The organism is Streptomyces sp. AK08-02 (genome assembly GCF_033795085.1).
Lineage (GTDB): Bacteria > Actinomycetota > Actinomycetes > Streptomycetales > Streptomycetaceae > Streptomyces > Streptomyces echiniscabiei.
Window position 1 is genome coordinate 210,448 of the sequence record NZ_JARAZV010000006.1, and the last position, 23,332, is coordinate 233,779.

Annotated in this window: 22 protein-coding genes; 8 read left to right on the plus strand and 14 right to left on the minus strand. The window is 70.1% G+C overall.

Going from position 1 to position 23,332, the window contains the following annotated elements; translation table 11 throughout:
- Positions 1-154 precede the first annotated feature (154 nt).
- Entirely contained in the window at positions 155-1,435 is a 1,281-nt protein-coding gene (locus PV734_RS14385) for an APC family permease (RefSeq protein WP_319289695.1), read from the plus strand.
- Positions 1,436-1,457: 22 nt separating this feature from the next.
- Here the strand turns inward: PV734_RS14385 and PV734_RS14390 are convergent, their stop codons facing one another.
- From PV734_RS14390 to PV734_RS14450, 13 genes are all read right to left on the minus strand, one after another.
- The gene (locus tag PV734_RS14390) at positions 1,458-2,027 is read right to left on the minus strand and encodes an SMI1/KNR4 family protein (protein WP_319289696.1); all 570 of its coding nucleotides are present in this window, start codon (positions 2,025-2,027) and stop codon (positions 1,458-1,460) included.
- Positions 2,028-2,158: 131 nt separating this feature from the next.
- The gene (locus tag PV734_RS14395) at positions 2,159-2,554 is read right to left on the minus strand and encodes a YccF domain-containing protein (RefSeq protein ID WP_319090447.1); all 396 of its coding nucleotides are present in this window, start codon (positions 2,552-2,554) and stop codon (positions 2,159-2,161) included.
- Positions 2,551-3,414: a zinc metalloprotease HtpX gene (gene htpX / locus PV734_RS14400; RefSeq protein ID WP_319289698.1), complete on the minus strand. Its 864-nt coding sequence runs from the start codon at positions 3,412-3,414 to the stop codon at positions 2,551-2,553. The genes PV734_RS14395 and htpX overlap by 4 nt, the downstream gene beginning before the upstream one ends.
- Positions 3,415-3,578: 164 nt before the next feature.
- The gene (locus tag PV734_RS14405) at positions 3,579-5,102 is read right to left on the minus strand and encodes an NADH-quinone oxidoreductase subunit N (RefSeq protein WP_319289700.1); all 1,524 of its coding nucleotides are present in this window, start codon (positions 5,100-5,102) and stop codon (positions 3,579-3,581) included.
- Positions 5,099-6,676 (minus strand): NADH-quinone oxidoreductase subunit M, encoded by a 1,578-nt coding sequence (locus PV734_RS14410; RefSeq protein WP_319289701.1) that lies wholly within the window; start codon positions 6,674-6,676, stop codon positions 5,099-5,101. The genes PV734_RS14405 and PV734_RS14410 overlap by 4 nt, the downstream gene beginning before the upstream one ends.
- Positions 6,677-6,682: 6 nt before the next feature.
- Positions 6,683-8,677, minus strand: coding sequence for an NADH-quinone oxidoreductase subunit L (locus tag PV734_RS14415; RefSeq protein ID WP_319289704.1), 1,995 nt, complete (start codon positions 8,675-8,677; stop codon positions 6,683-6,685).
- A complete protein-coding gene (nuoK, locus tag PV734_RS14420; RefSeq protein WP_319289706.1) occupies positions 8,674-9,066 on the minus strand; it encodes an NADH-quinone oxidoreductase subunit NuoK in 393 nt (130 codons plus the stop codon). The genes PV734_RS14415 and nuoK overlap by 4 nt, the downstream gene beginning before the upstream one ends.
- Positions 9,066-9,722 carry an NADH-quinone oxidoreductase subunit J gene (locus PV734_RS14425; RefSeq protein WP_319289708.1) on the minus strand — a complete coding sequence of 219 codons (657 nt, stop codon included), beginning with the start codon at positions 9,720-9,722 and terminating at the stop codon, positions 9,066-9,068. The genes nuoK and PV734_RS14425 overlap by 1 nt, the downstream gene beginning before the upstream one ends.
- On the minus strand, positions 9,719-10,339 hold the full coding sequence (locus tag PV734_RS14430) for an NADH-quinone oxidoreductase subunit I (RefSeq protein ID WP_319289710.1): 621 nt from the start codon (positions 10,337-10,339) through the stop codon (positions 9,719-9,721). Before PV734_RS14430 ends, PV734_RS14425 begins: the two co-directional genes overlap by 4 nt.
- Positions 10,340-10,341: 2 nt before the next feature.
- The gene (locus PV734_RS14435) at positions 10,342-11,310 is read right to left on the minus strand and encodes a complex I subunit 1 family protein (RefSeq protein WP_319289712.1); all 969 of its coding nucleotides are present in this window, start codon (positions 11,308-11,310) and stop codon (positions 10,342-10,344) included.
- On the minus strand, positions 11,307-12,509 hold the full coding sequence (locus PV734_RS14440) for an NADH-quinone oxidoreductase subunit C (RefSeq protein WP_319289714.1): 1,203 nt from the start codon (positions 12,507-12,509) through the stop codon (positions 11,307-11,309). The genes PV734_RS14435 and PV734_RS14440 overlap by 4 nt, the downstream gene beginning before the upstream one ends.
- A complete protein-coding gene (locus tag PV734_RS14445) occupies positions 12,506-13,144 on the minus strand; it encodes an NADH-quinone oxidoreductase subunit B family protein (RefSeq protein ID WP_319090457.1) in 639 nt (212 codons plus the stop codon). The genes PV734_RS14440 and PV734_RS14445 overlap by 4 nt, the downstream gene beginning before the upstream one ends.
- Positions 13,135-13,557 (minus strand): NADH-quinone oxidoreductase subunit A, encoded by a 423-nt coding sequence (locus PV734_RS14450; protein ID WP_319090701.1) that lies wholly within the window; start codon positions 13,555-13,557, stop codon positions 13,135-13,137. The genes PV734_RS14445 and PV734_RS14450 overlap by 10 nt, the downstream gene beginning before the upstream one ends.
- 275 nt (positions 13,558-13,832) lie before the next feature.
- On the opposite strand from PV734_RS14450, the gene PV734_RS14455 reads away from it, so the two are divergent.
- From PV734_RS14455 to PV734_RS14475, 5 genes are all read left to right on the plus strand, one after another.
- The gene (locus tag PV734_RS14455) at positions 13,833-15,044 is read left to right on the plus strand and encodes a sensor histidine kinase (protein WP_319090458.1); all 1,212 of its coding nucleotides are present in this window, start codon (positions 13,833-13,835) and stop codon (positions 15,042-15,044) included.
- A 228-nt stretch (positions 15,045-15,272) separates the two neighbouring features.
- Complete coding sequence (locus PV734_RS14460) at positions 15,273-16,646, plus strand: sensor histidine kinase (protein WP_319090459.1); 1,374 nt, start codon at positions 15,273-15,275, stop codon at positions 16,644-16,646.
- Positions 16,647-16,865: 219 nt separating this feature from the next.
- A complete protein-coding gene (locus PV734_RS14465; protein ID WP_319090702.1) occupies positions 16,866-17,525 on the plus strand; it encodes a response regulator transcription factor in 660 nt (219 codons plus the stop codon).
- Positions 17,526-17,710: 185 nt separating this feature from the next.
- A complete protein-coding gene (locus tag PV734_RS14470) occupies positions 17,711-19,663 on the plus strand; it encodes a 2-oxoacid:acceptor oxidoreductase subunit alpha (protein WP_319090460.1) in 1,953 nt (650 codons plus the stop codon).
- Positions 19,656-20,741 (plus strand): 2-oxoacid:ferredoxin oxidoreductase subunit beta, encoded by a 1,086-nt coding sequence (locus tag PV734_RS14475; protein ID WP_319090461.1) that lies wholly within the window; start codon positions 19,656-19,658, stop codon positions 20,739-20,741. The genes PV734_RS14470 and PV734_RS14475 overlap by 8 nt, the downstream gene beginning before the upstream one ends.
- Positions 20,742-20,778: 37 nt before the next feature.
- Here the strand turns inward: PV734_RS14475 and PV734_RS14480 are convergent, their stop codons facing one another.
- Positions 20,779-21,132: a helix-turn-helix domain-containing protein gene (locus PV734_RS14480; protein ID WP_319090463.1), complete on the minus strand. Its 354-nt coding sequence runs from the start codon at positions 21,130-21,132 to the stop codon at positions 20,779-20,781.
- Positions 21,133-21,300: 168 nt separating this feature from the next.
- Here PV734_RS14480 and PV734_RS14485 point away from each other — a divergent pair, with 168 nt between their 5' ends.
- Together PV734_RS14485 and rarD are read left to right on the plus strand one after the other, a co-directional pair.
- Positions 21,301-22,152, plus strand: coding sequence for an NAD(P)H-binding protein (locus PV734_RS14485; protein WP_319090464.1), 852 nt, complete (start codon positions 21,301-21,303; stop codon positions 22,150-22,152).
- A gap of 177 nt (positions 22,153-22,329) precedes the next feature.
- Complete coding sequence (gene rarD, locus PV734_RS14490) at positions 22,330-23,310, plus strand: EamA family transporter RarD (protein WP_319090465.1); 981 nt, start codon at positions 22,330-22,332, stop codon at positions 23,308-23,310.
- Positions 23,311-23,332: the final 22 nt, after the last annotated feature.

A 23,332-nucleotide genomic window follows, 5' to 3' on the forward strand; every position in this document is an offset into this window, starting at 1 on the left:
TGCTGTGCTCGAACTGTCCCGGCACTGTGATCTGCGACGTCGTGACGGCCGCGCTCATGCCGGTGCGTTCGAATTGTGTGTTGTTGGGTCGGTGTTGCCGTACACGACGTCACCGCGATGCCTGGTGGTTGCACCGGTCAGTAGGGTGCGTCGCATGACACAGCCCGGTGCGGAATCGCGCGCTGAACTGCGGCGCACCCTCGGCGTCGGGGACGCCGTGGTCATCGGGCTCGGTTCCATGATCGGAGCCGGTGTCTTCGCAGCCCTGGGACCCGCGGCACACGCGGCCGGGCCCGGGCTGCTCCTCGGGCTCGGCGTGGCAGCCGTGGTCGCCTACTGCAACGCCATGTCGTCCGCCCGGCTGGCCGCCCGCTATCCCACCTCCGGCGGTACCTACGTGTACGGGCGTGAGCGGCTCGGCCCCTTCTGGGGGTACCTCGCCGGCTGGTCGTTCGTCGTCGGGAAAACCGCCTCCTGCGCGGCGATGGCGCTCACTGTGGGAACGTACGTCTGGCCGGGTCAGGCCCATGCCGTGGCGGTCGCGGCGGTGGTGGCGCTGACCGCGGTGAACTACGGCGGCGTCCAGAAGTCCGCCTGGCTGACGCGGGCGATCGTGGCAGTGGTCCTCGCTGTCCTCGCTTCCGTGGTGGTGGTGTGCCTGGGCTCCGATGTCGCTGACGCCGGCCGGCTGGAGGTCGGGGTCTCCGGGGGCGTGGGCGGAGTACTTCAGGCGGCCGGGCTGCTGTTCTTCGCGTTCGCCGGGTACGCCCGGATCGCGACCCTTGGCGAAGAGGTACGGGATCCGGCTCGCACCATTCCGCGTGCGATCCCGTCGGCCCTGGGCATCGCGCTTGTGGTGTACGCGTTGGTGTCGGTGGCTGTCCTTTCCGTGCTGGGGTCGGGTGGGCTCGGGCAGGCGAGTGCGCCGTTGGCCGACGCGGTCCGGACGGCGGGCGTGCCAGGGCTGGTGCCTGTCGTCCGGACCGGTGCCGCCGTAGCCGCGCTCGGCTCGCTGCTCGCCCTGATCCTGGGCGTCTCACGGACGACGCTGGCCATGGCCCGCGACGGTCATCTGCCCGGTCCTCTGGGCGCCGTGCATCCGCGTTTCCAGGTACCGCACCGGGCCGAGCTGGCTGTGGGTGCGGTGGTCGCTGTGCTGGCCGCGACGGTGGACGTGCGGGGCGCTATCGGTTTCTCCTCCTTCGGGGTTCTGGCCTACTACGCGGTGGCCAACGCCTCCGCCTGGACTCTGAGTTCGGCTTCGGTGCCCCGGGTGGTGCCGGCGGTAGGGCTCCTCGGCTGTGTGACTCTGGCGTTCGCACTTCCGGGGGTGTCGGTGGTCGTGGGCACGGGCGTGCTGGGCGTGGGGGCCGTCACGTACGGCGTGCGGCGATGGTGGTCGGCTTCGCGGTCGGCAGCTCGGCCGCACGACTGACAGGACGCGAGCGTCGCGTCGGTCACGTGCCTTGGGCCGGCGGCGTTGTCGCCGTACGTATGCGGAATTCGGGCCAGGGTTCCAGGTCCTGGCCGTCGTTGGACTCCTCGTACCAGCCCGAGCCGTCGAGCCAGGTGTTCAGCCACTCCGCGAGGCTGGGGGCGTCGGTGTACCACGCGTGCTCGGCGTCGTCGGCGTTCGGCTCGAACAGCAGGACGGTGCCTTGCGGTGTGCGGCAGTCCACGCACGCGTACATCCCGCAGCCCCAGTGGGATATCGGCAGGATGCCCTCGGGCCAGGGCCAGTCCGGGTCCCTGCGGCCCTCCTCGCGGTTGGCGAGGTACTGGCCGACGACGGGCGGTTCGCCTGCGGGCTGGCCTTCGAGTAGGGGCAACAGGCCGTAGGACGGGCCGAATCCGCCGTCTCCTATCCGGAGATACAGCTCGGCGAGGAGCGGTGGCAGGGAGAAGCCGAGGGCGGTCTCGGCGCGGTCGAGCGTCGCCGCGTCCGCGGGGAGTGAAGGCCAGCCCCACGGACGGGTGTTGCGCGCCGCGAAGGCCACCCGTGTCAGCAACTGCTCGATCTCGGTCATGGATTCATCATGCAGGCCGCCACTGACAATCGCGGCTGCCTGTGGACAACCCGCGAGCGGGGACATGATCCCGCCCGCGGGCTGTGGACAAACAGTCGGGCGGTCGCGAGGACGCCCCTTCTGCGGACGCGTTACCAGCGCGAGCTGAACGGCTGGTCCGTCGGCACGATTTCGCGGCCCAGCGGCAGCAGCGAGACTGGGATGAGCTTGAAGTTGGCGATGCCGAACGGGATGCCGATGATCGTGATGCACAGCAGAACGCCGGTGACGACGTGTGCCAGGGCGAGCCACCAGCCCGCGAGGACCAGCCACAGAACGTTGCCGACGCAGGAGGGGGCACCCGCGTCGCGTCGCTCGACCGTCGTACGGCCGAAGGGCCACAGGGCGTACGCGCCGATACGGAACGAGGCAATACCGAACGGAATTCCGATAATCGTGATGCAGAGCAGTGCGCCTGCGGCCAGATAGGCGAGGAACAGCCAGAAGCCGCTCAGGAAGAGCCAAATGACGTTGAGAATTGTTTTCACTGCTGGCGACCTGCCATCTTTTCGAGCCGGGCGATGCGCTCCGCCATCGGCGGGTGCGTAGAGAACATCTTGGAGAGTCCCTGGCCCGGGCGGAAGGGGTTCGCGATCATCATGTGGCTCGCGGTCTCGATACGCGGCTCGGGGGGCAGCGGCAGTTGTTTCGTGCCCGCTTCCAGTTTGCGCAGGGCGCTCGCGAGGGCCAGCGGATCGCCGGTGAGCTGGGCGCCCGACGCGTCGGCCTCGTACTCCCTGGAGCGGCTGATGGCGAGTTGGATGATGGTGGCCGCGAGGGGGCCCAGGATCATGATCATCAGCATGCCGAGGATGCCGGGGCCGTCGTCGTCGTTGGAGCGGCCGATCGGGATCAGCCAGGCGAAGTTGACCAGGAACATGATCACGGAGGCCAGGGCGCCCGCGACCGACGAGATGAGGATGTCGCGGTTGTAGACATGGCTCAGCTCGTGGCCGATGACGCCGCGCAGTTCGCGCTCGTCCAGGATGCGCAGGATGCCGTCGGTGCAGCACACGGCCGCGTTGCGCGGGTTGCGGCCCGTCGCGAACGCGTTCGGCGCCTCGGTCGGCGAGATGTACAGGCGCGGCATCGGCTGGCGGGCCTGGGTCGAGAGGTCGCGGACCATTCGATACAGGGCCGGGGCCTCGAATTCGCTCACCGGGCGCGCGCGCATCGCGCGTAGAGCCAGCTTGTCGCTGTTCCAGTACGCGTACGCGTTCGTACCGACCGCGATGACGAGCGCGATCAGGAGGCCCGCTCGGCCGAAGAAGCTGCCGATGACGATGATGAGTGCGGACAGTCCCCCGAGGAGCAGGGCTGTCCTGAGCCCGTTGTGCCGGCGGTGCACGGTACGCCCTCCTAGTGGTGCGGCAGGGGAACCCTGGTGTCAGGTCAAGTGGACCCTTCTGCACTGGTCAACGCCAGGCGGGGGTTCGCAGTTCCCTTGCGCGCGCTCGGGCACGCGTGGGCCGTCCGGGTGAGGGTCCACGCGCGCGTGCCCGCCGCGGAGGGTCAGAAGAGGCCGGTGTCCGCGAAGCGCAGCACCAGTTGGGGTGCGCCGGACAGGGCGATACCGAGGACGGCGGTCAGGGCGATCGCGGCCGTGAGGGGGGCCGGGGTGCGGTGCTGTTCCTCGGCTCCTTCAGGGGTGCGGAACAGCAGGGCCGTCCACTGGAGGTAGTAGAAGAGGGCGATCACCACGTTGACGGCCATGATCACGGCCAGCCAGCCGAGTCCGGCGTCGACGGCTGCGGAGAAGACGGTGACCTTCGCGAAGAGGCCGATGATGCCCGGCGGCAGCCCGGCGAGGCACAGCAGGAAGAAGCCCAGGACGAGCGCTGCGAGGGGGCGGGTGGCGTACAGGCCTCGGTAGTCGCTGACGCGGTTCAAGGGCTTCGTACGGGCCACCAGAGCCGCCACCGCGAAGGCGCCGAGGTTCACGGCGGCGTACATCAGGGCGTACGCGACGGTGGAGCCGATCGACTTCCTGGCGTCGTCGGAGTACGCGGCGGCGGCGATCGGCACCAGGAGGTAGCCGGCCTGGCCGACGGAGGACCAGGCGAGCAGGCGTACCGCGCTGTACGCGCGCGTGGTCCGCTGGCGGAGGGCTCCGACGTTGCCGACGGTCATGGTGAGCGCGGCCAGTGCTGCCAGTGCCGGGCCCCAGACGTCGGCGTACGACGGGAAGGCGACGACGGTGACGAGGATCAGGCCGGAGAAGCCGACGGCCTTGCCGACGACCGACAGATAGGCGGCGATCGGCAGGGGTGCGCCCACGTAGGTGTCGGGCACCCAGAAGTGGAAGGGCACCGCGGCTGTCTTGAAGGCGAAGCCGATGAGGGTGAGGACGACGCCTGCCTGGGCGAGGGTGTGGAGCTGCGGGTCGACGTGCTGGATCCGGTCGGCGATCTCGGTGAGGTAGAGGGTGCCGGTGGACGCGTACACGAAGCTGATGCCCATGAGGCCGACGGCGGTCGCCGTCACGGAGGACAGGAAGAACTTCAGGGCCGCTTCGGAGGACTTCCGGTCGCCGTGCCGGATGCCGACGAGGGCGAAGGCGGGCAGGGAGGCGACCTCCAGGGCGACGATCAGGGTCGCGAGGTCGCGGGAGGCGGGCAGGAGGGCCGCTCCGGCGGCGGAGGACAGCAGCAGGAACCAGTACTCCCCTTCGGGGAGTCCTCGGTCGGCGTCCTTGAGGGCGGTGACCGAGAGGAGGGCGGCGAGGAGCGCGCCCCCGAGCACGAGGAACTGGATGACGAGGGTGAAGCGGTCGGCCGTGTAGCTGCAGACGTCCGTGCTGCCGGTCAGGCAGAAGGTGGAGCGGTCGCCGTCCATGAGGGGCAGCAGCAGAAGGCCGGACGCGGCGAGGCCCGCGACCGAGATCCAGCCGAGGAGGGCCTTCCTGTTGTCGCCGATGAACAGGTCGGCGACCAGTACGACGAGTCCCACGACGGCGGTGAGGGTGGGCGGTGCGATGGCGAGCCAGTCGACGGACTGGACGACGGACTCAGCTGTGGACTGGGCCGGGGAGCTCATCGGGGGCCTCCTGAGAGGAGCTGCTGCACGGCCGGGTCGGTCAGGCCGAGGAGGGCTTTCGGCCACAGCCCGGCGATGACGGTGAGGGCGACGAGCGGGGTCCAGGCCGCGAATTCGTACTTCTGTACGTCGGCGAGTTGGGGGGCGTCCGGCTGCGGGGCGGCGCCCATGCAGACACGGCGTACGACGACGAGCATGTACGCGGCGGTGAGCAGGGTGCCGAACGCGGCGATCGCCGTGAAGGTGAGGAAGGCGGGGCGGCTGAGGTCGTCGGCGGGGTCGAACGCGCCGAACAGGGCCAGCATCTCGCCCCAGAACCCGGCGAGGCCCGGTAGTCCGAGCGAGGCGACGGCGGCGAAGGCCACGAGGCCGCCGAGGCGCGGGGCCCGGCCGTAGAGGGCGGCGCCGGTGCGGTCGGCGAGGGTGTCGAGGTCCGTGGTGCCCGTACGGTCCTTCAGCGCGCCGACCAGGAAGAAGAGGAGGCCCGTGATGAGGCCGTGGGCGATGTTGGCGAACAGCGCGCCGTTGACGCCGGTCGGGGTCATGGTCGAGATGCCGAGCAGGACGAAGCCCATGTGGCCGACGGAGGAGTAGGCGATGAGCCGCTTGAGGTCGCCCTTCGCACCGCGCCGGGCGAGGGCCAGACAGGCCAGGGAGCCGTAGATGATCCCGACGACGGCGAACGCGCCGAGGTAGGGCGCGAACGTCCGGAATCCGTCAGGTGCGACCGGCAGCAGAATGCGCACGAACCCGTACGTGCCCATCTTGAGCAAGACACCCGCCAGCAGGACCGAGCCGACGGTCGGGGCGGCGGTGTGAGCGTCGGGCAGCCAGCTGTGCAGCGGCCACATCGGCGTCTTCACCGCGAGCCCGATCCCGATCGCCAGAACGGCGGTGACCTGCACGGATGCGGTCAGGCCCGAGCCGTTGTCAGTGGCGAGTGCCATGATGTCGAACGTGCCCGCCTTGATCCCGATCAGGAGCAGGCCCAGCAGCATGACGACGGATCCGAGCAGGGTGAAGAGGATGAACTTCCAGGCCGCCCGGGTCCGTTGCTCACCGCCCCAGCGGGCGATGAGGAAGTACATCGGGATGAGCACCGTCTCGAAGGCGAGGAAGAACAGCAGCAGATCGAGGACGGCGAAGGTCGCGAGGGTGCCGGACTCCAGGACGAGGAGAAGTGCGACAAAGGCCTTCGGGGCGGGGCCGGCGGGCAGCTTGAAGTAGGAGTAGAGCGCGCAGAGGAAGGTCAGGAGCGCGCTCAGGACCAGAAGGGGGAGGGAAATGCCGTCGACGCCGAGGTGGATCCGCACGTCGAGTGCGGGGATCCAGCTGATGTCGGTCGTGGCCTGCATCTTCGACGGATGGTCGTGGTCGAAGCCGAGCGCCAGAGCGATCGCGGCGATGAGCACCACGCCGGTGACGGTCACACCGTGCCGCAGCACGGCCTGCTCGGGCGACTTCCCCTTCAGTCCTGGTGGGGCCGGCAGGAGAGCGGCGACAGCGCCGATCAGCGGGCCCACGACGAGGAATGCCAGAAGGAACCGCATCACTGACTCGTTGATATCGATCACGCCTGCTCACGCTCCCGTGGCGACGAGGAGGACGGCGACCACCAGGACGACGGTGCCGGCGAGCAGCGCGCTCACATAGGTCTGCACGTTGCCGGTCTGAGCGCGCCGTACGGCGTCGCCCAGCAGACGGGGCACGGCGCTCGCGCCGCGTACGTAGGTGTCGACGACCTCGCGGTCCAGGAACCGGACGAGGGTGGCGCCGGCCTGGACCGGGCGGACGAACAGCGCCGTGTACAGGGCGTCCAGGTGGAAGCCGACGGCCGCGTGCCGGTGCAGCGGGCCGAGCAGGAGGCGTCCGGGATCCGCCGGGTCGGGTGCGGTGGCCATGTCTCCGTAGGCGGGGGTGTGGGTGGCGATGGCCTCGGCCTCGACGACGCCGCCGTCGGCGTCCGGGTGGGCCGCGACGGCGCCCATCGGAACGCGGGTCGCCAGAGCGGAGGTGTGGCGCCAGGCGCCGTAGGTGACGAGGCCGCCGACGAGGGCCACTCCTGTGCCGAGGACGGAGGTGGTGAGCGTCGGGTTCAGGTCGTGGCCGTCGAACCAGTCGGGCAGTCTGCCGTAGGCGAGGCCGCCGAGGGCCAGGGAGGGCACCGCGAGCACCCAGAGCACCGTGGTCATCGCGACTGGCTGCCTGCCGTGGTCGGGGGCGTCGGCGCCTCGGCCCCGGAAGGCGAGCAGCCACAGGCGGGTCGCGTAGGCGGCCGTGAGGAGGGCCGATACCAGGCCTGCGACGAGGACGATCCAGCCGGCGGCATCGGGGATGCCCTCGGTGTGTCCGGTGGTGACGTGTTCGGCGGCGCCGAGGACGGACTCCTTGGAGAAGAAGCCACTGAACGGCGGGATCGCGGCGAGCGCGAGGAGCGCCACGGTCATCGTCCAGTAGGCGTCGGGGACACGGTCACGCAGTCGGCCCATGCGGGACATGGCCGCCAGTGAGTTGGTGCCGGCGGCGTGGATGACCACGCCGGCCGCGAGGAAGAGCAGCGCCTTGAAGGCGCCGTGGGTGAGGAGGTGGAAGACGGCGGCACCGCGGTCGCCGACGGCGAGGGCTCCGGTCATGTAGCCGAGCTGGCCGATCGTCGAGTAGGCGAGGACGCGTTTGATGTCGTCCTGGGCGAGGGCGGCCAGGGCGGAGCCGGTCATCGTGACGGCGGCCATGACGGCGAGGACGACCAGGGCGGCCGAGGAGGCCGCGAAGACCGGGAGGAGCCGGGCGATGAAGTAGACACCGGCGGCGACCATCGTCGCGGCGTGGATCAGCGCGGAGACGGGCGTGGGGCCCGCCATCGCGTCGGGGAGCCAGGTGTGCAGCGGGAACTGCGCCGACTTGCCCGCCACGCCGGCCAGGAGCAGCAGGGCAACCAGCGTCGGGTGGTCGAGTCCGCCGCCGGCGACGGTGCCGAGGATCTTCGTGATCCGGAAGGACCCGGCGTCGGTGGCGAGCGCGAACAGGCCGATCAGGAAGGGGACATCACCGAGTTTGGTGACGAGGAAGGCCTTGAGGGAGGCGGCGCGGGCTTCCGGGGTCTCCCAGTAGTGGCCGACCAGGAAGTACGAGCAGATGCCCATGATCTCCCAGCCGACCAGCAGCACCATCAGGTCGCCGGAGTAGACGACGAGCAGCATCGCGGAGGTGAAGAGGGAGACGAGAGCGGCGTACGAGGGGTAGCGCGGGTCGTCGCGCAGATAGGCCGTCGAGTAGATCTGCACGCAGGTCGCGACCAGGGCGACCAGGACGGCGACGAGGGCGGCGAAGCCGTCGATGTGCAGGGCGAGTTCGACGGGGACCGAGCCGGTGGGCGTGAGCTCGGTGGCGGCGTCAATGGCCCGGTCGCCGCCCTGACGTACGGCGACGAGTACGGCGAGGACGAGCGCCGCGAGGGGTGGCAGCACGGCGAGGGGGCGTACGAAGCCGGGGGCCGTGCGGCCCAGGAGCAGGCCGGCCGCGGCGCCCAGGAACGAGAGAAGGGGGACGAGGACGGCGAGGGTGGTCGTGGTCACGCGGTGGCCTCAGCCTTCTCGTCTTCCGTGAGGGTGGTCCCGGTGGGATCGGTGGCTTCGTCGGGGCCGTGCGGCTCGGCGGTGTCGCGGAGCTTGTCGATGTCCGCGGTGCCGCGGTTGCGGTGGACGGCGAGGACGATCGCCAGGCCGATGCCGATCTCGGCGGCGGCGATGGCGATGGTGAACAGGGTGAGGGCCTGGCCGGAGTGCAGGGTGTCGCGGGCCGTCCTGCTGAGCCAGACGTCGAAGGCGACGAGGTTCAGGTTGACGGCGTTGAGCATCAGCTCGACGGACATCAGGACCAGGATCGCGTTGCGGCGGGCCAGGACGCCGTAGAGGCCGGTGCAGAAGAGGAGGGCGGAGAGTACGGCGGGATAGGCGAGGTGCATCAGAGGGCACCTTCCTGCTCGGCCGGGCCGTTTCGCTCGATCGGGTGATTCCGGGAATCCGGGACAGAGGGGGAACTACCGGTCGCCGCTCGGGAGTTCACGGGGGGAGAGCTCGACTCCGCCTTCTTCTTGCGGGAGAGGACGATCGCGCCGACCAGGGCGGCGAGGAGGAGCACGGAGAGGGCCTCGAAGGGGAGGACCCAGTTCTGGAAGAGGCTGGCGCCGGTGACGGCGGTGGAACCGGCGGCGGCGCCGTCCAGGTCGATCCAGGTCGTGCGGAAGGCGTCGACGACGACCCAGACCAGGGCGACGGCCGAGGCAAGGGCCACGCCGAGGGCGGCCCACCGGTTGCCGGAGTCGGCGTCCGGGGAGCGGCCGATGGGGGCCCGGGTGAGCATCAGGCCGAAGAGGAGGAGGACGACGACGGAACCGACGTAGATGAGGACCTGTACCCAGGCGATGAACTCGGCCGTGAGGAGGAGGTATTCGACAGCCAGGCCACCGAGGGTCACCACCAGCCACAGTGCGGCGTGCACCAGCTGCCGAGTGGTGACGGTGACCAGCGCGGCGCCGAAGGTGACGAAGCCGACGAGGAGGAAGGCGATCTCGACGCCGGTCGGGGAGAGGAAGCCGGGGTGTGCGGCGGCGAGGCTCACGACGTTCCCTCCTGCGGCTCGGTGGCCACCGGGGACACGGGGGACGCAGGGGGTTCGTTCGGGTCCGTCTGTGCGGCCGCGAGTTTCTCCGCCGTCTTGCGGGCGGCGGCGATCTCCTTCGGTTCCTCGGCGGCGGGATCGGGGGCGGGCGGGGCCGGGACCGTCCACATCCACTCGCGGAGCTTGTCGCGTTCGTGGGTGAGTTCGTGGATGTCGGTCTCGGCGTACTCGAACTCCGGGGACCAGAAGAGGGCGTCGAAGGGGCACACCTCGATGCAGATACCGCAGTACATGCAGAGGGAGAAGTCGATGGCGAAGCGGTCGAGGACGTTGCGGCTGCGCTCGCGCCCGCCGGGGGCGGCGGCCGGGATCGTCTCCTTGTGGGAGTCGATGTAGATGCACCAGTCCGGGCACTCGCGGGCGCACAGCATGCAGACCGTGCAGTTCTCCTCGAAGAGGCCGATGACTCCGCGGCTGCGGGGCGGAAGGTCGGGCTGGGCGTCCGGGTACTGCGCGGTGACGGTCTTCTTCGTCATCGTGCGGAGGGTGACGGCCAGGCCCTTGGCCAGGCCGATGCCGGGGATACGGGGCCCGGTGGGCGGGAGGGGCTCAGCCATGGTTACGAGATCACCACCTTCACGATGCCGGTGAGGGCGATCTGGGCGAGGGAGAGGGGGACGAGAAGGGTCCAGGAGAGCTTCTGGAGCTGGTCTTCACGCAGGCGGGGATAGGTGACGCGCAGCCAGATCACGACGAAGGCCAGCGCTGCCGTCTTCAGGAGGGTCCAGACCCAGCCGAAACCGTCGGCGGCCCAGGGTCCGTGCCAGCCGCCCAGGAAGAGGACGGTGGTCAGGCCGCACAGGACGACGATCCCGGCGTACTCGGCGAGGAGGAAGAGGGCGAAGCGGAGGCCGGTGTACTCGGTGTAGGCGCCGAAGATGATCTCCGAGTCGGCCACCGGCATGTCGAAGGGGGGCCGCTGGAGTTCGGCGAGGCCGGCCACGAAGAAGACGATCGCGCCGACGATCTGCCAGGGCAGCCACCACCACTCGAAGGCGTCCAGGATGCCGGGGAGTGAGACCGTGCCCGCCGCCATCGCCACCGAGGCGGCGGTGAGGAGCATCGGGAGTTCGTAGGCGAGGAGTTGGGCGGCGGTGCGCAGGCCGCCGAGGAGGGAGAACTTGTTGGCCGACGCCCAGCCGGCCATGAGCGAGCCGAGGACGCCGACGCCCATGACGGCCAGGACGAAGAAGATGCCCGCGTCGACGACCTCGCCGACGGCGCCCTCGCTCGGGCCGATCGGGATGGCGAGGAGGACGAGGAGGTACGGGAGGAGGGCCACAGCGGGGGCGAGTTGGAAGATACGGCGGTCGGCTCCGGCCGGGACGATGTCTTCCTTCTGCGCGAACTTGACACCGTCCGCGACCAGTTGGGCCCAGCCGTGGAAGCCGCCGGCGTACATCGGGCCGAGGCGGCCCTGCATGTGGGCCATCACCTTGTGCTCGGTCTGACCGACGATCAGCGGGAAGGTGAGGAAGACGACGAAGACGATCAGGAGTCGCAGGGCGACGTCCAGCGCGTCGTTCACTGCGAGCCTCCTGTGGGGTGGTTGTCGGGCGCCTCGGGGGTGGCGTCCTCGCGGGGCGAGGCATCCCGTGTCGGGCCTTCAGGGTCGGAGGCTTCAGAGGCGGGAGGCTCGGTCGGTTCAGCGGCGTTCGGCGTGGGTTCGTCGAAGGTGGGGCGGGCGTGGTGCCAGGGGGCGTCCGTGGCGCGGGGGGCCGTGGTCGGGGGCTTGGGGGTGGTGTCGGCGGCGACTGTTTCCGCCTCCTTCGCCTCTGAGCCTGGCGGATGGGGGCCTGGTGACTGTGGGCCTGTCGCCGCTGTCGCCTCTGCCACGTCTGTCGCCGGTGGGCGTGGCGCTTCCGTCGCGCCTGGTTGGGGGGCCTCCGGCGCCGGTGTCCGCGGGCGTTGTGACGCGGATCCCTGGCTCGCGCTGCGCGCTCGGCGGGGTGTGGCCGACGAGGTCGGTGGGGAGGGCGGGGTCGGCGCGAGGGTGCCCTCCGGAGCCGGGGTCCGGGCTTCCGGGGTTGGGGTTTCCGGGGTTTGGCCGACCGAGCCGTCCGATGCCGTGCGGGTGCGGCGTACCGGGCGGTCGCCGGTCGCCCGGCCGGCGGCGGCGCGGGCCGGGCGGGTCGGGGCCGGAGGGAGCTGGCCCTTGAGGGGGCCCCATTCGTTGGGGTCGGGGACGCCGGGCGGGAGCATCTGGCGGCGCTTGGGCCCACCGTGTGCGGCACCCGCCGCGGACTCCCCTGGTTCCTTCGCGCCCGGCCAGGCCTTGGCGACGCGGGCCGCGAGGACGAAGTCCTTGCGGAGGGGGTGGCCCTCGAAGGTCTCCGGGAGGAGGAGGTGGTCCAGGCCCGGGTGGCCCTCGAAACGTACGCCGAACATTTCGTGCGTCTCGCGCTCGTGCCAGGCGGCGCCCGCGTAGACGTCAACGAGGGAGGGCAGTACGGCGGACTCGTGCGGGACCGTCGTCCGTACGAGGAGGCGGCGGACCGGGGAGAGGGCGACCACGTGGGCGGCGACGCGGAAGCCGGTGCCCGGTTCGTCGACCGCGCTGAGCCAGTCGAAGTAGGTGCAGTGGAGGCGGTCGCGTGCTGTCTCCAGTGCCGCGGTCCAGGACGTGGGGGGTACGTCGACGGTCAGGACGTCGTAGGACTCCTCGGCCGTGGCCTCGGCGCCGAAGAGGTCCTCGGTGGGGGCGGGCAGCCAGCCGGTTGTCGTCATCCCCGGCCCTCCCCGGCGGCCGGCGGCTGCACCAGGGGGCTCTGGAGCGCGGCCGGTGAGGGGCGCGCCGCCCGTCCCGACGCGTACCGCTCGCCCAGGGACTCCCGGGCGATCTTCTCCTGGAGCTTGAGGATGCCCTGGAGCAGCGCTTCGGGGCGGGGCGGGCAGCCGGGGACGTACACGTCGACCGGGATGATCTGGTCGACGCCCTTCGTCACGGAGTAGGAGTCCCAGTACGGGCCGCCGCAGTTGCTGCACGCGCCGAAGGAGATGACGTACTTCGGCTCGGGCATCTGTTCGTACAGGCGCCGCACCGCCGGGGCCATCTTGTCCGTGACCGTGCCCGAGACCACCATCAGGTCGGCCTGTCGCGGCCCCGGAGCGAAGGGGATCACACCGAGGCGGATGAAGTCGTGGCGAGCCATGGACGCGGCGATGAACTCGATCGCGCAGCAGGCGAGGCCGAAGTTGAAGACCCAGAGCGAGTAGCGGCGGCCCCAGTTCAGGACCACCTTCATCGGCTCGGGGGCCAGGCGGGCGAGGGCGCCCAGGCGTTTCGGCTCCGGCAACAGCACGGGCGCAGGAACAGGCACGGGCACGGCGTCCGGCGAATGCGTTTCTGGCGTCACGTCCATGTCAGGACGCCCTTCTTGTATGCGTAGAGCAGGCCCACGGCCAGGAAGCCGAGGAAGACGAACATCTCGACGAGGGTGGCCGCGCCGTAGCCGGGGGCCGCGAAGACGGTCGCCCAGGGGAACAGGAAGATCGAGTCGACGGCGAAGATGACGTAGAGGAAGGCGTAGACGTAGTAGCGGACCTGGGTGTGGGCCCAGCCCTCGCCGACGGGGTCGACACCGCACTCGTACGTCAGGAGTTTCTCGGGAGTCGGGACCACGGGCCGCAGCAGGCGGCCCGCTCCGAAGGCGACCGCGACGAAGAGCACGCCGACGACGGCGAGCAGTCCGACGACGGAGTAGGACTGGAAGTACTCCGACGCCGCGATGTTCGACGCTGCGATGTTCGACGTGGCTACGTTCGACTCCGCGATGTACTGCGTCGCGGCTACGGCGGTCGGTACCGGCACGTCCGTCCCTCGCTCCCTGGCCTCGTGGGATCTCGCCCCTGGTCTTCGGTGATCTGTACGGACGGGAGTCTAGGGCCTGCTAAAGAGACCGTAAGCAGCCCGTCACGCATGGCCATGTCCGAGTTGCCTCGCGTTCCTGCGACACCCTTCGCATTCCCTCGCAAGGTGGGGTTTTCCCCCGGGTCGCCGGGCGGTCCGCCTCATGGCGTGGTGGCGCGCGGCCGGGCAGGCTGGCGGGCATGACCGCACGTATCACCGCCACCAGCGCGGAAACCGAGGGCGACCGACTGCCCCCTGTCCGTTTCGCCCTCGAACCGCACACCTGGAAGGAGATCGCCCATCTCCTGGCCAACCTGCCGATGGCGTTGTTCGGTTTCGTGTACGTCGTGACCGTGGTGAGCGTGGGTTCCGGCCTCGCGGTCACGGTGATCGGCCTTCCGGTTCTCGCCGTCGGGCTGATGGGCGCGCGCCTGTTGGGCCGGTTCGAGCGGGCGCGGGCCAGGGCCCTGCTCGGGGTGCGGGTGGACGAGCCCAGTCCGCTGCCGCGGGGTGGCAGCCTGGGCGCTCATGGCCAGAAACTCGGGTTCGTCGGCCGGTTGATGCTGGCGGTGAAGGACCCGGTCGGCTGGCGCACCATCCTGTACGACCTCATCCGGCTGCCCTGGGGGGTCTTCACCTTCTCCCTCGTGCTCGTGTCGCTGTTCGTGCTGTGGCCGGTGCTGCCGTTCCTGGCGCGGGGGCTCTCGAACGTGGACCGGGTGATGGTGCGCGGGCTGCTGTCCCCCTCCGACGAGCTGGAACGCCGTATCGCCGAACTGGAGTCCGACCGGGGGGTCGTCGTCGACACGGCTGCCGCCGATCTGCGGCGGATCGAGCGCGATCTGCACGACGGGGCGCAGGCCCGGCTGGTGAACCTCGCGATGGGGCTCGGGCTGGCCAAGGAGAAGCTTCTGGAAGGCCAGGCCGACGACGTGGTGGCGGCGATGGTCGAGGAGGCCCATGGCGAGGTGAAGCTCGCGTTGCAGGAGTTGCGCGATCTGGCGCGCGGGATCCATCCGGCCGTGCTCACCGATCGCGGGCTGGACGCGGCGCTCTCGTCGGTGGCCTCCCGGTGCACGGTGCCGGTGAAGGTGACCGCCGACCTGCCGGCCAGGCCTGCCGCCGCCATCGAGGGCATCGCCTACTTCACGGTCTCCGAGCTGCTCCAGAACATCAGCAAGCACAGCGGGGCGCGGAACGCCTCGGTCGAGGTCTGGCGCACCGAGAACCGGCTGCTGATCCAGGTCTGGGACGACGGACGCGGCGGTGCGCGGCTCGACGGTGGTACAGGGATGGCGGGGCTCGCGGAACGGCTGGACGCGGTGGACGGGCTGTTCGTCATCGACTCGCCGGAGGGCGGCCCCACGACCGTCACGGCCGAACTGCCCTGGCGGGAACGGACCCAGGCGTAGAGGTCAGGGCGCAGGTGTCGGCACGTAGGTGTCGGCACGTAGGTGTCGGGGCGCAGTAACGAGGTGCGGACATCAGGGTCCAGGTAGGGAAAACCCCCGGGGGAAGACGCCTACGTGCTCCATGGTCCGAGCGGTTCGGTGCGAGCAGGCTGATGGAAGACAGACCGATGGAAGACAGACCTACGAGCTTATGAACTGACGAGCCGACTACCGGAACGGACGGGAACGATGGCCATGGAGTACGGACAGGGGTACGGGCAGCGGGGCGGCCCCGGGGCCGGATTCCACTCGACGGCCGACGGGGGGACGGGCCCGGGGCGGCGGCATCGGTTGCCGGCCGCGTTGCGGGCGCCCGTCGAGGCGCGCAGTTGGCGGGAGTTCGCGTATGTGCTGCTGAGCCTGCCGATGAGCGTGCTGGTGTTCTCGTACGCGGTCACCATGGCCTCCGCCGGTGCGGGTCTCCTGGTCACCTTCCTCGGGATTCCGGTGCTGGCCGTGGGCCTGGCGGGATGCCGTGGGTTCGGGGTGCTGGAGCGGAAGATGGCGCGCGGGCTGCTCGGGCTCGACGTGGCCGAACCGGAGCCCGCGCGGGGACGGAAGCCCGGGGCGGTGGCCTGGATGGGGGCCGTGCTCAAGAGCGGCACCTCGTGGCGGCATCTGCTGTACTCGGTGCTGCATCTGCCGTGGGCGACGTTCTCGTTCGTGGTCTCGGTGATCTTCTGGGTGTACGGGTGGGCGCTGCTCACGTACCCCCTGTGGTTCTGGCTCTTCCCGATGTACGGCGGGCAGGACGGCCTCCAGCTGTACGGCGACGAGACCCACAGCATCTACCTCGACAACCCGTTCGAGATCGTCGTGACCGCGCTGGTCGGACTGTTGTTCACCATGGCCACGCCCTGGATCGTGCGGGCGCTGACCCTCGTGGACCGGGTGATGGTGCGGGGGCTGCTCGGACCGTCGCGGCTGGCGACGCGGGTCGTCGAGCTGGAGTCCGACCGGGGGGTCGTCGTCGACACCGCCGCGGCCGACCTGCGGCGGATCGAGCGGGATCTGCACGACGGGGCGCAGGCACGGCTGGTGGCGCTGGCCATGGATCTGGGGCTCGCGAAGGAGAAGCTCACGGAGGATCCGCAGGCCGCGGCGCGGATGGTGGACGAGGCGCACGGTGAGGTGAAGACGGCGTTGCAGGAGCTGCGGGATCTGGCGCGCGGGATTCACCCGGCGGTGCTGACGGACCGGGGGCTGGACGCGGCGCTGTCGGCGGTGGCGTCCCGGTGCGCGGTGCCGGTGCGGGTGGAGGTGGACCTGGTGGAGCGGCCGGCCGCGGCGATCGAGGGGATCGCGTACTTCACGGTGTCGGAGCTGCTGCAGAACGTCAGCAAGCATGCGCGGGCGACGGGGGTGTCGGTGGATGTGTGGCGGGTGGAGAACCGGCTGATGCTGCAGGTCGTGGACGACGGGGTGGGGGGTGCGGATGCCTCCGGCGGGTCCGGGTTGGCGGGGTTGGCGGGGCGGCTCGATGCGGTGGACGGGATTCTGGTGGTGGATTCGCCGGTGGGTGGGCCCACTCGGGTCACCGCGGAGTTGCCCTGGCGGGGGTAGGGCGCCGGGGGGTGGGGGGGGTATTTCGCCCCCGCCGCCCTTACCCGTGCCATCCCGTTCCTGGGGGCTGCGCCCCCAGACCCCCTGGAGGGTGCCGGGCGGCGCTTTTAGTGCGGGGTGGGAAAACCCGGCGACAACAACCCCTTCCTCGTCCGAATACTGGGATGCTGGAGCCTGGTGTTCGGACGGGGTGGGGAGCCGGGAATCGTGGAGGACAGGGTGCGGGTGGTCATCGCCGAGGATTCAGTGCTGCTGAGAGAGGGCCTGACCCGGTTGTTGACCGACCGTGGGCATGATGTCGTCGCCGGTGTGGGTGACGGGGTCGCGCTGGTCAAGACCATCACCGAGCTCGCCGAGCAGGACGAGCTCCCGGATGTCGTCGTCGCGGATGTGCGGATGCCGCCCACCCATACCGACGAAGGGGTCCGGGCCGCCGTACAGCTGCGGAAGTCGCATCCGGAACTCGGTGTGCTCGTGCTGTCGCAGTACGTCGAGGAGCGGTACGCGACCGAGTTGCTCGCCGGGTCGAGCCGGGGCGTCGGGTACCTGCTGAAGGACCGGGTCGCCGAGGTGCGGGAGTTCGTGGACGCGGTGGTGCGGGTGGCCCAGGGGGGTACCGCGCTCGATCCGGAAGTCGTGGCCCAGCTGCTGGGCCGGAGCCGTAAGCAGGACGTGCTCGCCGGGCTCACTCCCCGGGAACGCGAGGTGCTGGGGCTCATGGCGGAAGGCCGGACCAATTCGGCCATCGCACGGCAGCTCGTCGTGAGTGACGGTGCCGTGGAGAAGCACGTCAGCAACATATTCCTGAAGCTCGGGCTCTCCCCCAGCGACGGCGACCACCGGCGTGTTCTGGCCGTTCTGACCTACCTCAACACCTGACCGCCTGACACCCTGTCAGCGTCGGGGCAGGAAATCATGACAAGTCCGGGCGTCGAACCGTCTCAAAATGGCGTCCATCATGCGATCGGCCCAGGGAAGGCCACCCTTACCGACGTACTGTTGATGCTGGGAAGGTCCGCGGGAGGGCCGCTCCCAGGCCGCCGCCTCGAAGGAGGTCCAGTTCAGTGACCAGCCAGGTCAGCAGTCCAGCGGAGAGTTCAGCGGAGAAGGCCGGCTCGGACGTCGGAGCCGTCGTGGGAGAGCAGCGCAATCCGGCGGGCGTGAAGGACGTACGACGCCTCGATCGGGTGATTATTCGGTTCGCGGGGGACTCCGGGGACGGTATGCAGCTCACGGGGGACCGCTTCACCTCCGAGACGGCGTCCTTCGGGAACGATCTGTCGACGCTGCCGAACTTCCCCGCCGAGATCCGAGCGCCCGCAGGAACCCTGCCGGGCGTTTCTTCGTTCCAGCTGCATTTCGCCGACCACGACATCCTCACGCCCGGGGACGCGCCCAACGTGCTTGTCGCGATGAATCCGGCCGCGCTGAAGGCGAACATCGCCGATGTGCCGCGCGGCGCGGAGATCATCGTCAACACGGACGAGTTCACCAAGCGGGCCATGCAGAAGGTGGGTTACGCGGACTCGCCGCTGGAGGACGGGTCGCTCGACGGGTACAGCCTGCATCCGGTACCGCTGACCACCCTGACCGTCGAGGCCCTCAAGGAGTTCTCGCTCTCCCGCAAGGAGGCCGAGCGCAGCAAGAACATGTTCGCGCTGGGCCTGTTGAGCTGGATGTACCACCGGCCGACCGAGGGCACCGAGAAGTTCCTGGCCACCAAGTTCGCCAAGAAGCCCGAGATCGCCGCCGCCAACCTGGCCGCTTTCAGGGCCGGTTGGAACTTCGGGGAGACGACCGAGGACTTCGCGGTCAGCTACGAGGTCGCGCCGGCCTCGACCGCGTTCCCCACCGGCACCTACCGCAACATCTCGGGGAACCTGGCGCTGTCGTACGGGCTCATCGCGGCCGGACAACAGGCCGATCTGCCCCTGTACTTGGGGTCCTACCCGATCACGCCGGCCTCGGACATCCTGCACGAGCTGAGCAGACACAAGAACTTCGGTGTCCGCACCTTCCAGGCCGAGGACGAGATCGCCGGTATCGGGGCCGCGTTGGGCGCCGCCTTCGGCGGGTCGCTGGGCGTCACCACCACCTCGGGGCCGGGAGTCGCCCTCAAGTCCGAGGCGATCGGGCTTGCGGTGTCGATGGAACTGCCCCTGCTGGTCATCGACATCCAGCGCGGCGGACCCTCGACCGGTCTGCCGACCAAGACCGAGCAGGCCGACCTGCTGCAGGCCATGTTCGGCCGCAACGGCGAGGCCCCGGTCCCGATCGTGGCCCCGTGCACCCCCGGCGACTGCTTCGACGCGGCACTGGAAGCGGCACGGATCGCCCTCACCTACCGCACCCCGGTCTTCCTGCTCTCCGACGGGTACCTCGCCAACGGGTCCGAGCCCTGGCGTGTCCCCGAGGTCGACGAACTCCCCGATCTGCGGGTGCGGTTCGCCCAGGGACCCAACCACACCCTCGACGACGGCACCGAAGTCTTCTGGCCCTACAAGCGGGACCCGCAGACCCTCGCCCGGCCCTGGGCCATCCCCGGCACCCCCGGGCTCGAACACCGCATCGGTGGCATCGAGAAGCAGGACGGCACGGGCAACATCTCCTACGACCCGGCCAACCACGACCTGATGGTCCGTACCCGTCAGGCCAAGATCGACGGCATCGACGTACCGGATCTGGTGGTCGACGAGCCGTCCGGGGCGGCCGACACCCTGGTGCTGGGCTGGGGTTCCACCTACGGGCCGATCACGGCGGCCGTGCGCCGGCTGCGCGCGGCGGGTGAGTCCGTCGCGCAGGCCCATCTGCGCCACCTCAACCCTTTCCCCCGGAATCTCGGCGAGGTGCTGCGGCGCTACGACAAGGTCGTGATCCCCGAGATGAACCTCGGCCAGCTCGCCACGCTGATCCGGGCGAAGTACCTGGTGGACGCCCATTCGTACAACCAGGTCAACGGTATGCCGTTCAAGGCCGAACAGCTCGCCACGGCTCTCAAGGAGGCCATCGATGGCTGAGACGTCCACGGAAGGCGCCGGTACCGGCTCGATCGAGGCACTCACTCTGGTGCCCAAGGCCGAGGCCAGGCAGTCCATGAAGGACTTCAAGTCCGATCAGGAAGTGCGCTGGTGCCCCGGCTGCGGGGACTACGCGGTTCTCTCCGCCGTGCAGGGCTTCATGCCCGAACTGGGGCTGGCGAAGGAGAACATCGTCTTCGTGTCCGGGATCGGGTGCTCCTCCCGCTTCCCGTACTACATGAACACCTACGGGATGCACTCCATCCACGGCCGCGCCCCGGCCATCGCCACCGGGCTCGCCTCCAGCCGGCGCGACCTGTCGGTCTGGGTGGTCACCGGTGACGGCGACGCGCTCTCCATCGGCGGCAACCATCTGATCCACGCCCTGCGGCGCAATGTGAACCTCAAGATCCTGCTCTTCAACAACCGGATCTACGGGCTGACCAAGGGCCAGTACTCGCCCACCAGCGAGGTCGGCAAGATCACCAAGTCGACGCCCATGGGGTCGCTGGACGCACCCTTCAACCCCGTCTCCCTGGCGATCGGCGCCGAGGCCTCCTTCGTCGCCCGGACCGTCGACTCCGACCGCAAGCACCTCACCGGCGTGCTGCGCGAGGCCGCCGCCCACCCCGGTACGGCGCTCGTCGAGATCTACCAGAACTGCAACATCTTCAACGACGGCGCCTTCGAGGTCCTCAAGGACAGGCAGCAGGCCGAGGAGGCGGTGATCCGGCTGGAGCACGGGCAGCCGATCCGGTTCGGGGCCGACGGCGCCAAGGGGGTCGTACGGGACCGGGTGACCGGCGATCTGAAGGTGGTCGCCGTCACCGCCGAGAACGAGGGCGAGGTGCTCGTGCACGACGCGCGCTCCGCGTCCCCGACCACCGCGTTCGCGCTGTCCCGGCTCGCCGACCCGGACACCCTGCACCACACGCCCATCGGCGTCTTCCGTTCCGTCGACCGGCCCGTGTACGACACACAGATGGCCGAGCAGCTCGACACGGCGATCGTCCAGAACGGCAAGGGCGACCTGGGTGCGCTGCTCGCGGGCGGGGACACCTGGACCGTCGTCGGATAGTCGGACAGCCGGATAACCGGTATGTACGAGGGTGTGGCTACTCGGCCCGGGCCCTGTCGGCCCGGGCCTTGTCGTACGTCCGGCGGGCCTCCTCGACGTCCCGCATGCGCTCCGCCGTCCAGGTGGCCAGGGCCTTGACCTGGGCGGCCGCCTCGCGACCGAGGTCGGTCAGCGAGTAGTCGACGCGGGGCGGGATGACCGGCTTCGCGTCCCGGTGGACCAGGCCGTCGCGTTCCAGCGTCTGGAGGGTCTGCGTCAGCATCTTCTCGCTGACCCTGCCGATGGCCCGGCGCAGCTCGCTGAAGCGGTACGGGCGCTCCAACAGCTCCAGAAGGACCAGGACCCCCCAGCGGCTGGTGACGTGCTCCATGACCAGGCGGTGCGGGCACATGCCCTCGGCGTCGACCGGGCCTCCTGGCGCGCTTCTCACAGTGCTCGCCGCCGTGTTTCCTACCGCACTTACTCCCATGTAAGTACCTTACTTGAAAGTGGGTACTTTCCAAGAGTTAGCGCTTCTCTTAGGGTTAGTGCCAGCCCGCACCCCACAAGGAGATTCGCAATGAGCATCGTCGTCACCGGAGCCACCGGCCACCTCGGTCGTCACGTAGTCGAGCAGCTGCTGGAGAAGGTTCCGGCCGACCAGATCACCGCCGTGGTGCGCGACGCGGAGAAGGCCTCCGGCTTCGCGGCCCGCGGTGTGAAGATCGCCGTCGCCGACTACAACCAGCCGGAGACCTTCGACGGCGTCATAGCCGCCGGCGACAAGGTGCTGCTCATCTCCGGCAACGAGTTCGACAAGGGCCGCGTCGGCCAGCACAAGGTCGTCCTCGACGCCGCCAAGGCCGCGGGCGCCGCGCTGCTCGCCTACACCAGCGCCCCGGGCACCCTGACGGCCTCGCTCGCCGACGACCACAAGGGCACCGAGGCGGCGATCCTCGAGTCCGGCGTCCCGTACTCGCTGCTGCGCAACGGCTGGTACAACGAGAACTACACCGAGCAGCTCGCCGTCGCCCTCGAGCACGGCGTCACCCAGGCCGCCGGCGAGGGCCGGGTCGCCTCCGCCGCGCGCGCCGACTACGCCGCCGCCGCTGTCGCGGTGCTGACCGGCGAAGGCCACGAGAACACGACGTACGAGCTCAGCGGCGACACCAGCTGGAGTTTCGCCGAGTACGCCGCCGAGGTGTCCAAGCAGTCCGGCAAGGACGTCGCCTACAACGCCGTCTCCGCCGAGGTCCTCACCGGCATCCTGGTCGGCGTCGGCCTGCCCGAGGGCTTCGCGGCGATCCTCGCGGGCGTGGACGTGGCCATCGAGCAGGGCCAGCTGGCCGGCACCCCGGGCGACCTCTCCCGCCTGACCGGCCGCCCCACCACTCCGATCGCCGAGTCGATCGCCGCCGCGCTCAAGGCCTGACCCCCGGTCCACCCCGTACCCCTCGGGGGCGCGCACTCCCCCGTCACGCCCCCGAGGACGCCCACCCCCGTCTGTCATGACCGTATGGCGATACGAGCATGACAGGCGGGGGCGCTCGGCGTTACCGTCGTGGACGCACGTCCATATGCCGATGTGCTGGTACGAGGGGAGACACGGGTGTCCGGCAGGCCGACGAACGAGCAGCGCACAGGTCTGCTGAACGGTTTCGCGGCATACGGGATGTGGGGCGTCGTCCCGCTCTTCTGGCCCCTGCTGAAGCCGGCCGGAGCGGTCGAGATCCTCGCCCACCGGATGGTGTGGTCCCTGGCCTTCGTCGGCGTCGCCCTGCTGGTACTGCGCCGCTGGGCCTGGGCGGGCGAGCTGCTGCGCCAGCCGCGCCGGCTGGCACTGATCACGGTCGCCGCGGCGTTCATCACGGTCAACTGGGGCGTCTACATCTGGGCCGTGAACGCCGGGCACGTGGTCGAGGCCTCGCTCGGCTACTTCATCAACCCGCTCGTCACCATCGCCATGGGTGTGCTCCTGCTGAAGGAGCGGCTGCGCCCGGTGCAGTGGGCGGCGGTCGGCGTCTGCCTGGCCGCCGTACTCGTCCTGACGATCGGCTACGGCCGGCCGCCCTGGATCTCCCTCTGCCTCGCCTTCTCCTTCGCCACGTACGGCCTGGTCAAGAAGAAGGTCAACCTCGGCGGGGTGGAGTCGCTGGCCGCCGAGACCGCGATCCAGTTCCTGCCCGCGCTGGCGTATCTGCTGTGGCTGGGCGGCCGGGGCCAGGCGACCTTCGGCGCGCACGGCGCCGGACACGCGGCCCTGCTCGCGGCGACCGGGATCGTGACCGCCCTCCCGCTGGTCTGCTTCGGCGCGGCGGCGATACGGGTACCGCTGTCGACCCTGGGCCTGCTCCAGTACCTGGCACCCGTCTTCCAGTTCCTTCTGGGCGTCTTCTACTTCCACGAGGCCATGCCGGCGGAGCGCTGGGCCGGGTTCGCGCTGGTGTGGCTCGCCCTGGTCCTGCTGACGTGGGACGCGCTGCGGGCGGCCCGGCGGGGGGCGCGGGCGCTGAGGGCGGGGGCCGACCCGGTCCTCGTACCGCCCGTGACGGAGACCGCGGAGGCGGCCGCGGAGGACGTACGCCGCTGACGGCGGGCGTGGAGCGGGCCGC

Coding starts and splice junctions, on each gene's coding strand:
- PV734_RS14385 (WP_319289695.1), top strand. CDS start 155: ATGACACAGCCCGGTGCGGAATCGCGCGCTGAACTGCGGCGCACCCTC.
- PV734_RS14390 (WP_319289696.1), bottom strand. CDS start 2,027: ATGACCGAGATCGAGCAGTTGCTGACACGGGTGGCCTTCGCGGCGCGC.
- PV734_RS14405 (WP_319289700.1), bottom strand. CDS start 5,102: ATGAGCTCCCCGGCCCAGTCCACAGCTGAGTCCGTCGTCCAGTCCGTC.
- nuoK (WP_319289706.1), bottom strand. CDS start 9,066: ATGCACCTCGCCTATCCCGCCGTACTCTCCGCCCTCCTCTTCTGCACC.
- PV734_RS14430 (WP_319289710.1), bottom strand. CDS start 10,339: ATGGCTGAGCCCCTCCCGCCCACCGGGCCCCGTATCCCCGGCATCGGC.
- PV734_RS14440 (WP_319289714.1), bottom strand. CDS start 12,509: ATGACGACAACCGGCTGGCTGCCCGCCCCCACCGAGGACCTCTTCGGC.
- PV734_RS14445 (WP_319090457.1), bottom strand. CDS start 13,144: ATGGACGTGACGCCAGAAACGCATTCGCCGGACGCCGTGCCCGTGCCT.
- PV734_RS14455 (WP_319090458.1), top strand. CDS start 13,833: ATGACCGCACGTATCACCGCCACCAGCGCGGAAACCGAGGGCGACCGA.
- PV734_RS14460 (WP_319090459.1), top strand. CDS start 15,273: ATGGCCATGGAGTACGGACAGGGGTACGGGCAGCGGGGCGGCCCCGGG.
- PV734_RS14475 (WP_319090461.1), top strand. CDS start 19,656: ATGGCTGAGACGTCCACGGAAGGCGCCGGTACCGGCTCGATCGAGGCA.
- PV734_RS14480 (WP_319090463.1), bottom strand. CDS start 21,132: ATGTGCCCGCACCGCCTGGTCATGGAGCACGTCACCAGCCGCTGGGGG.
- PV734_RS14485 (WP_319090464.1), top strand. CDS start 21,301: ATGAGCATCGTCGTCACCGGAGCCACCGGCCACCTCGGTCGTCACGTA.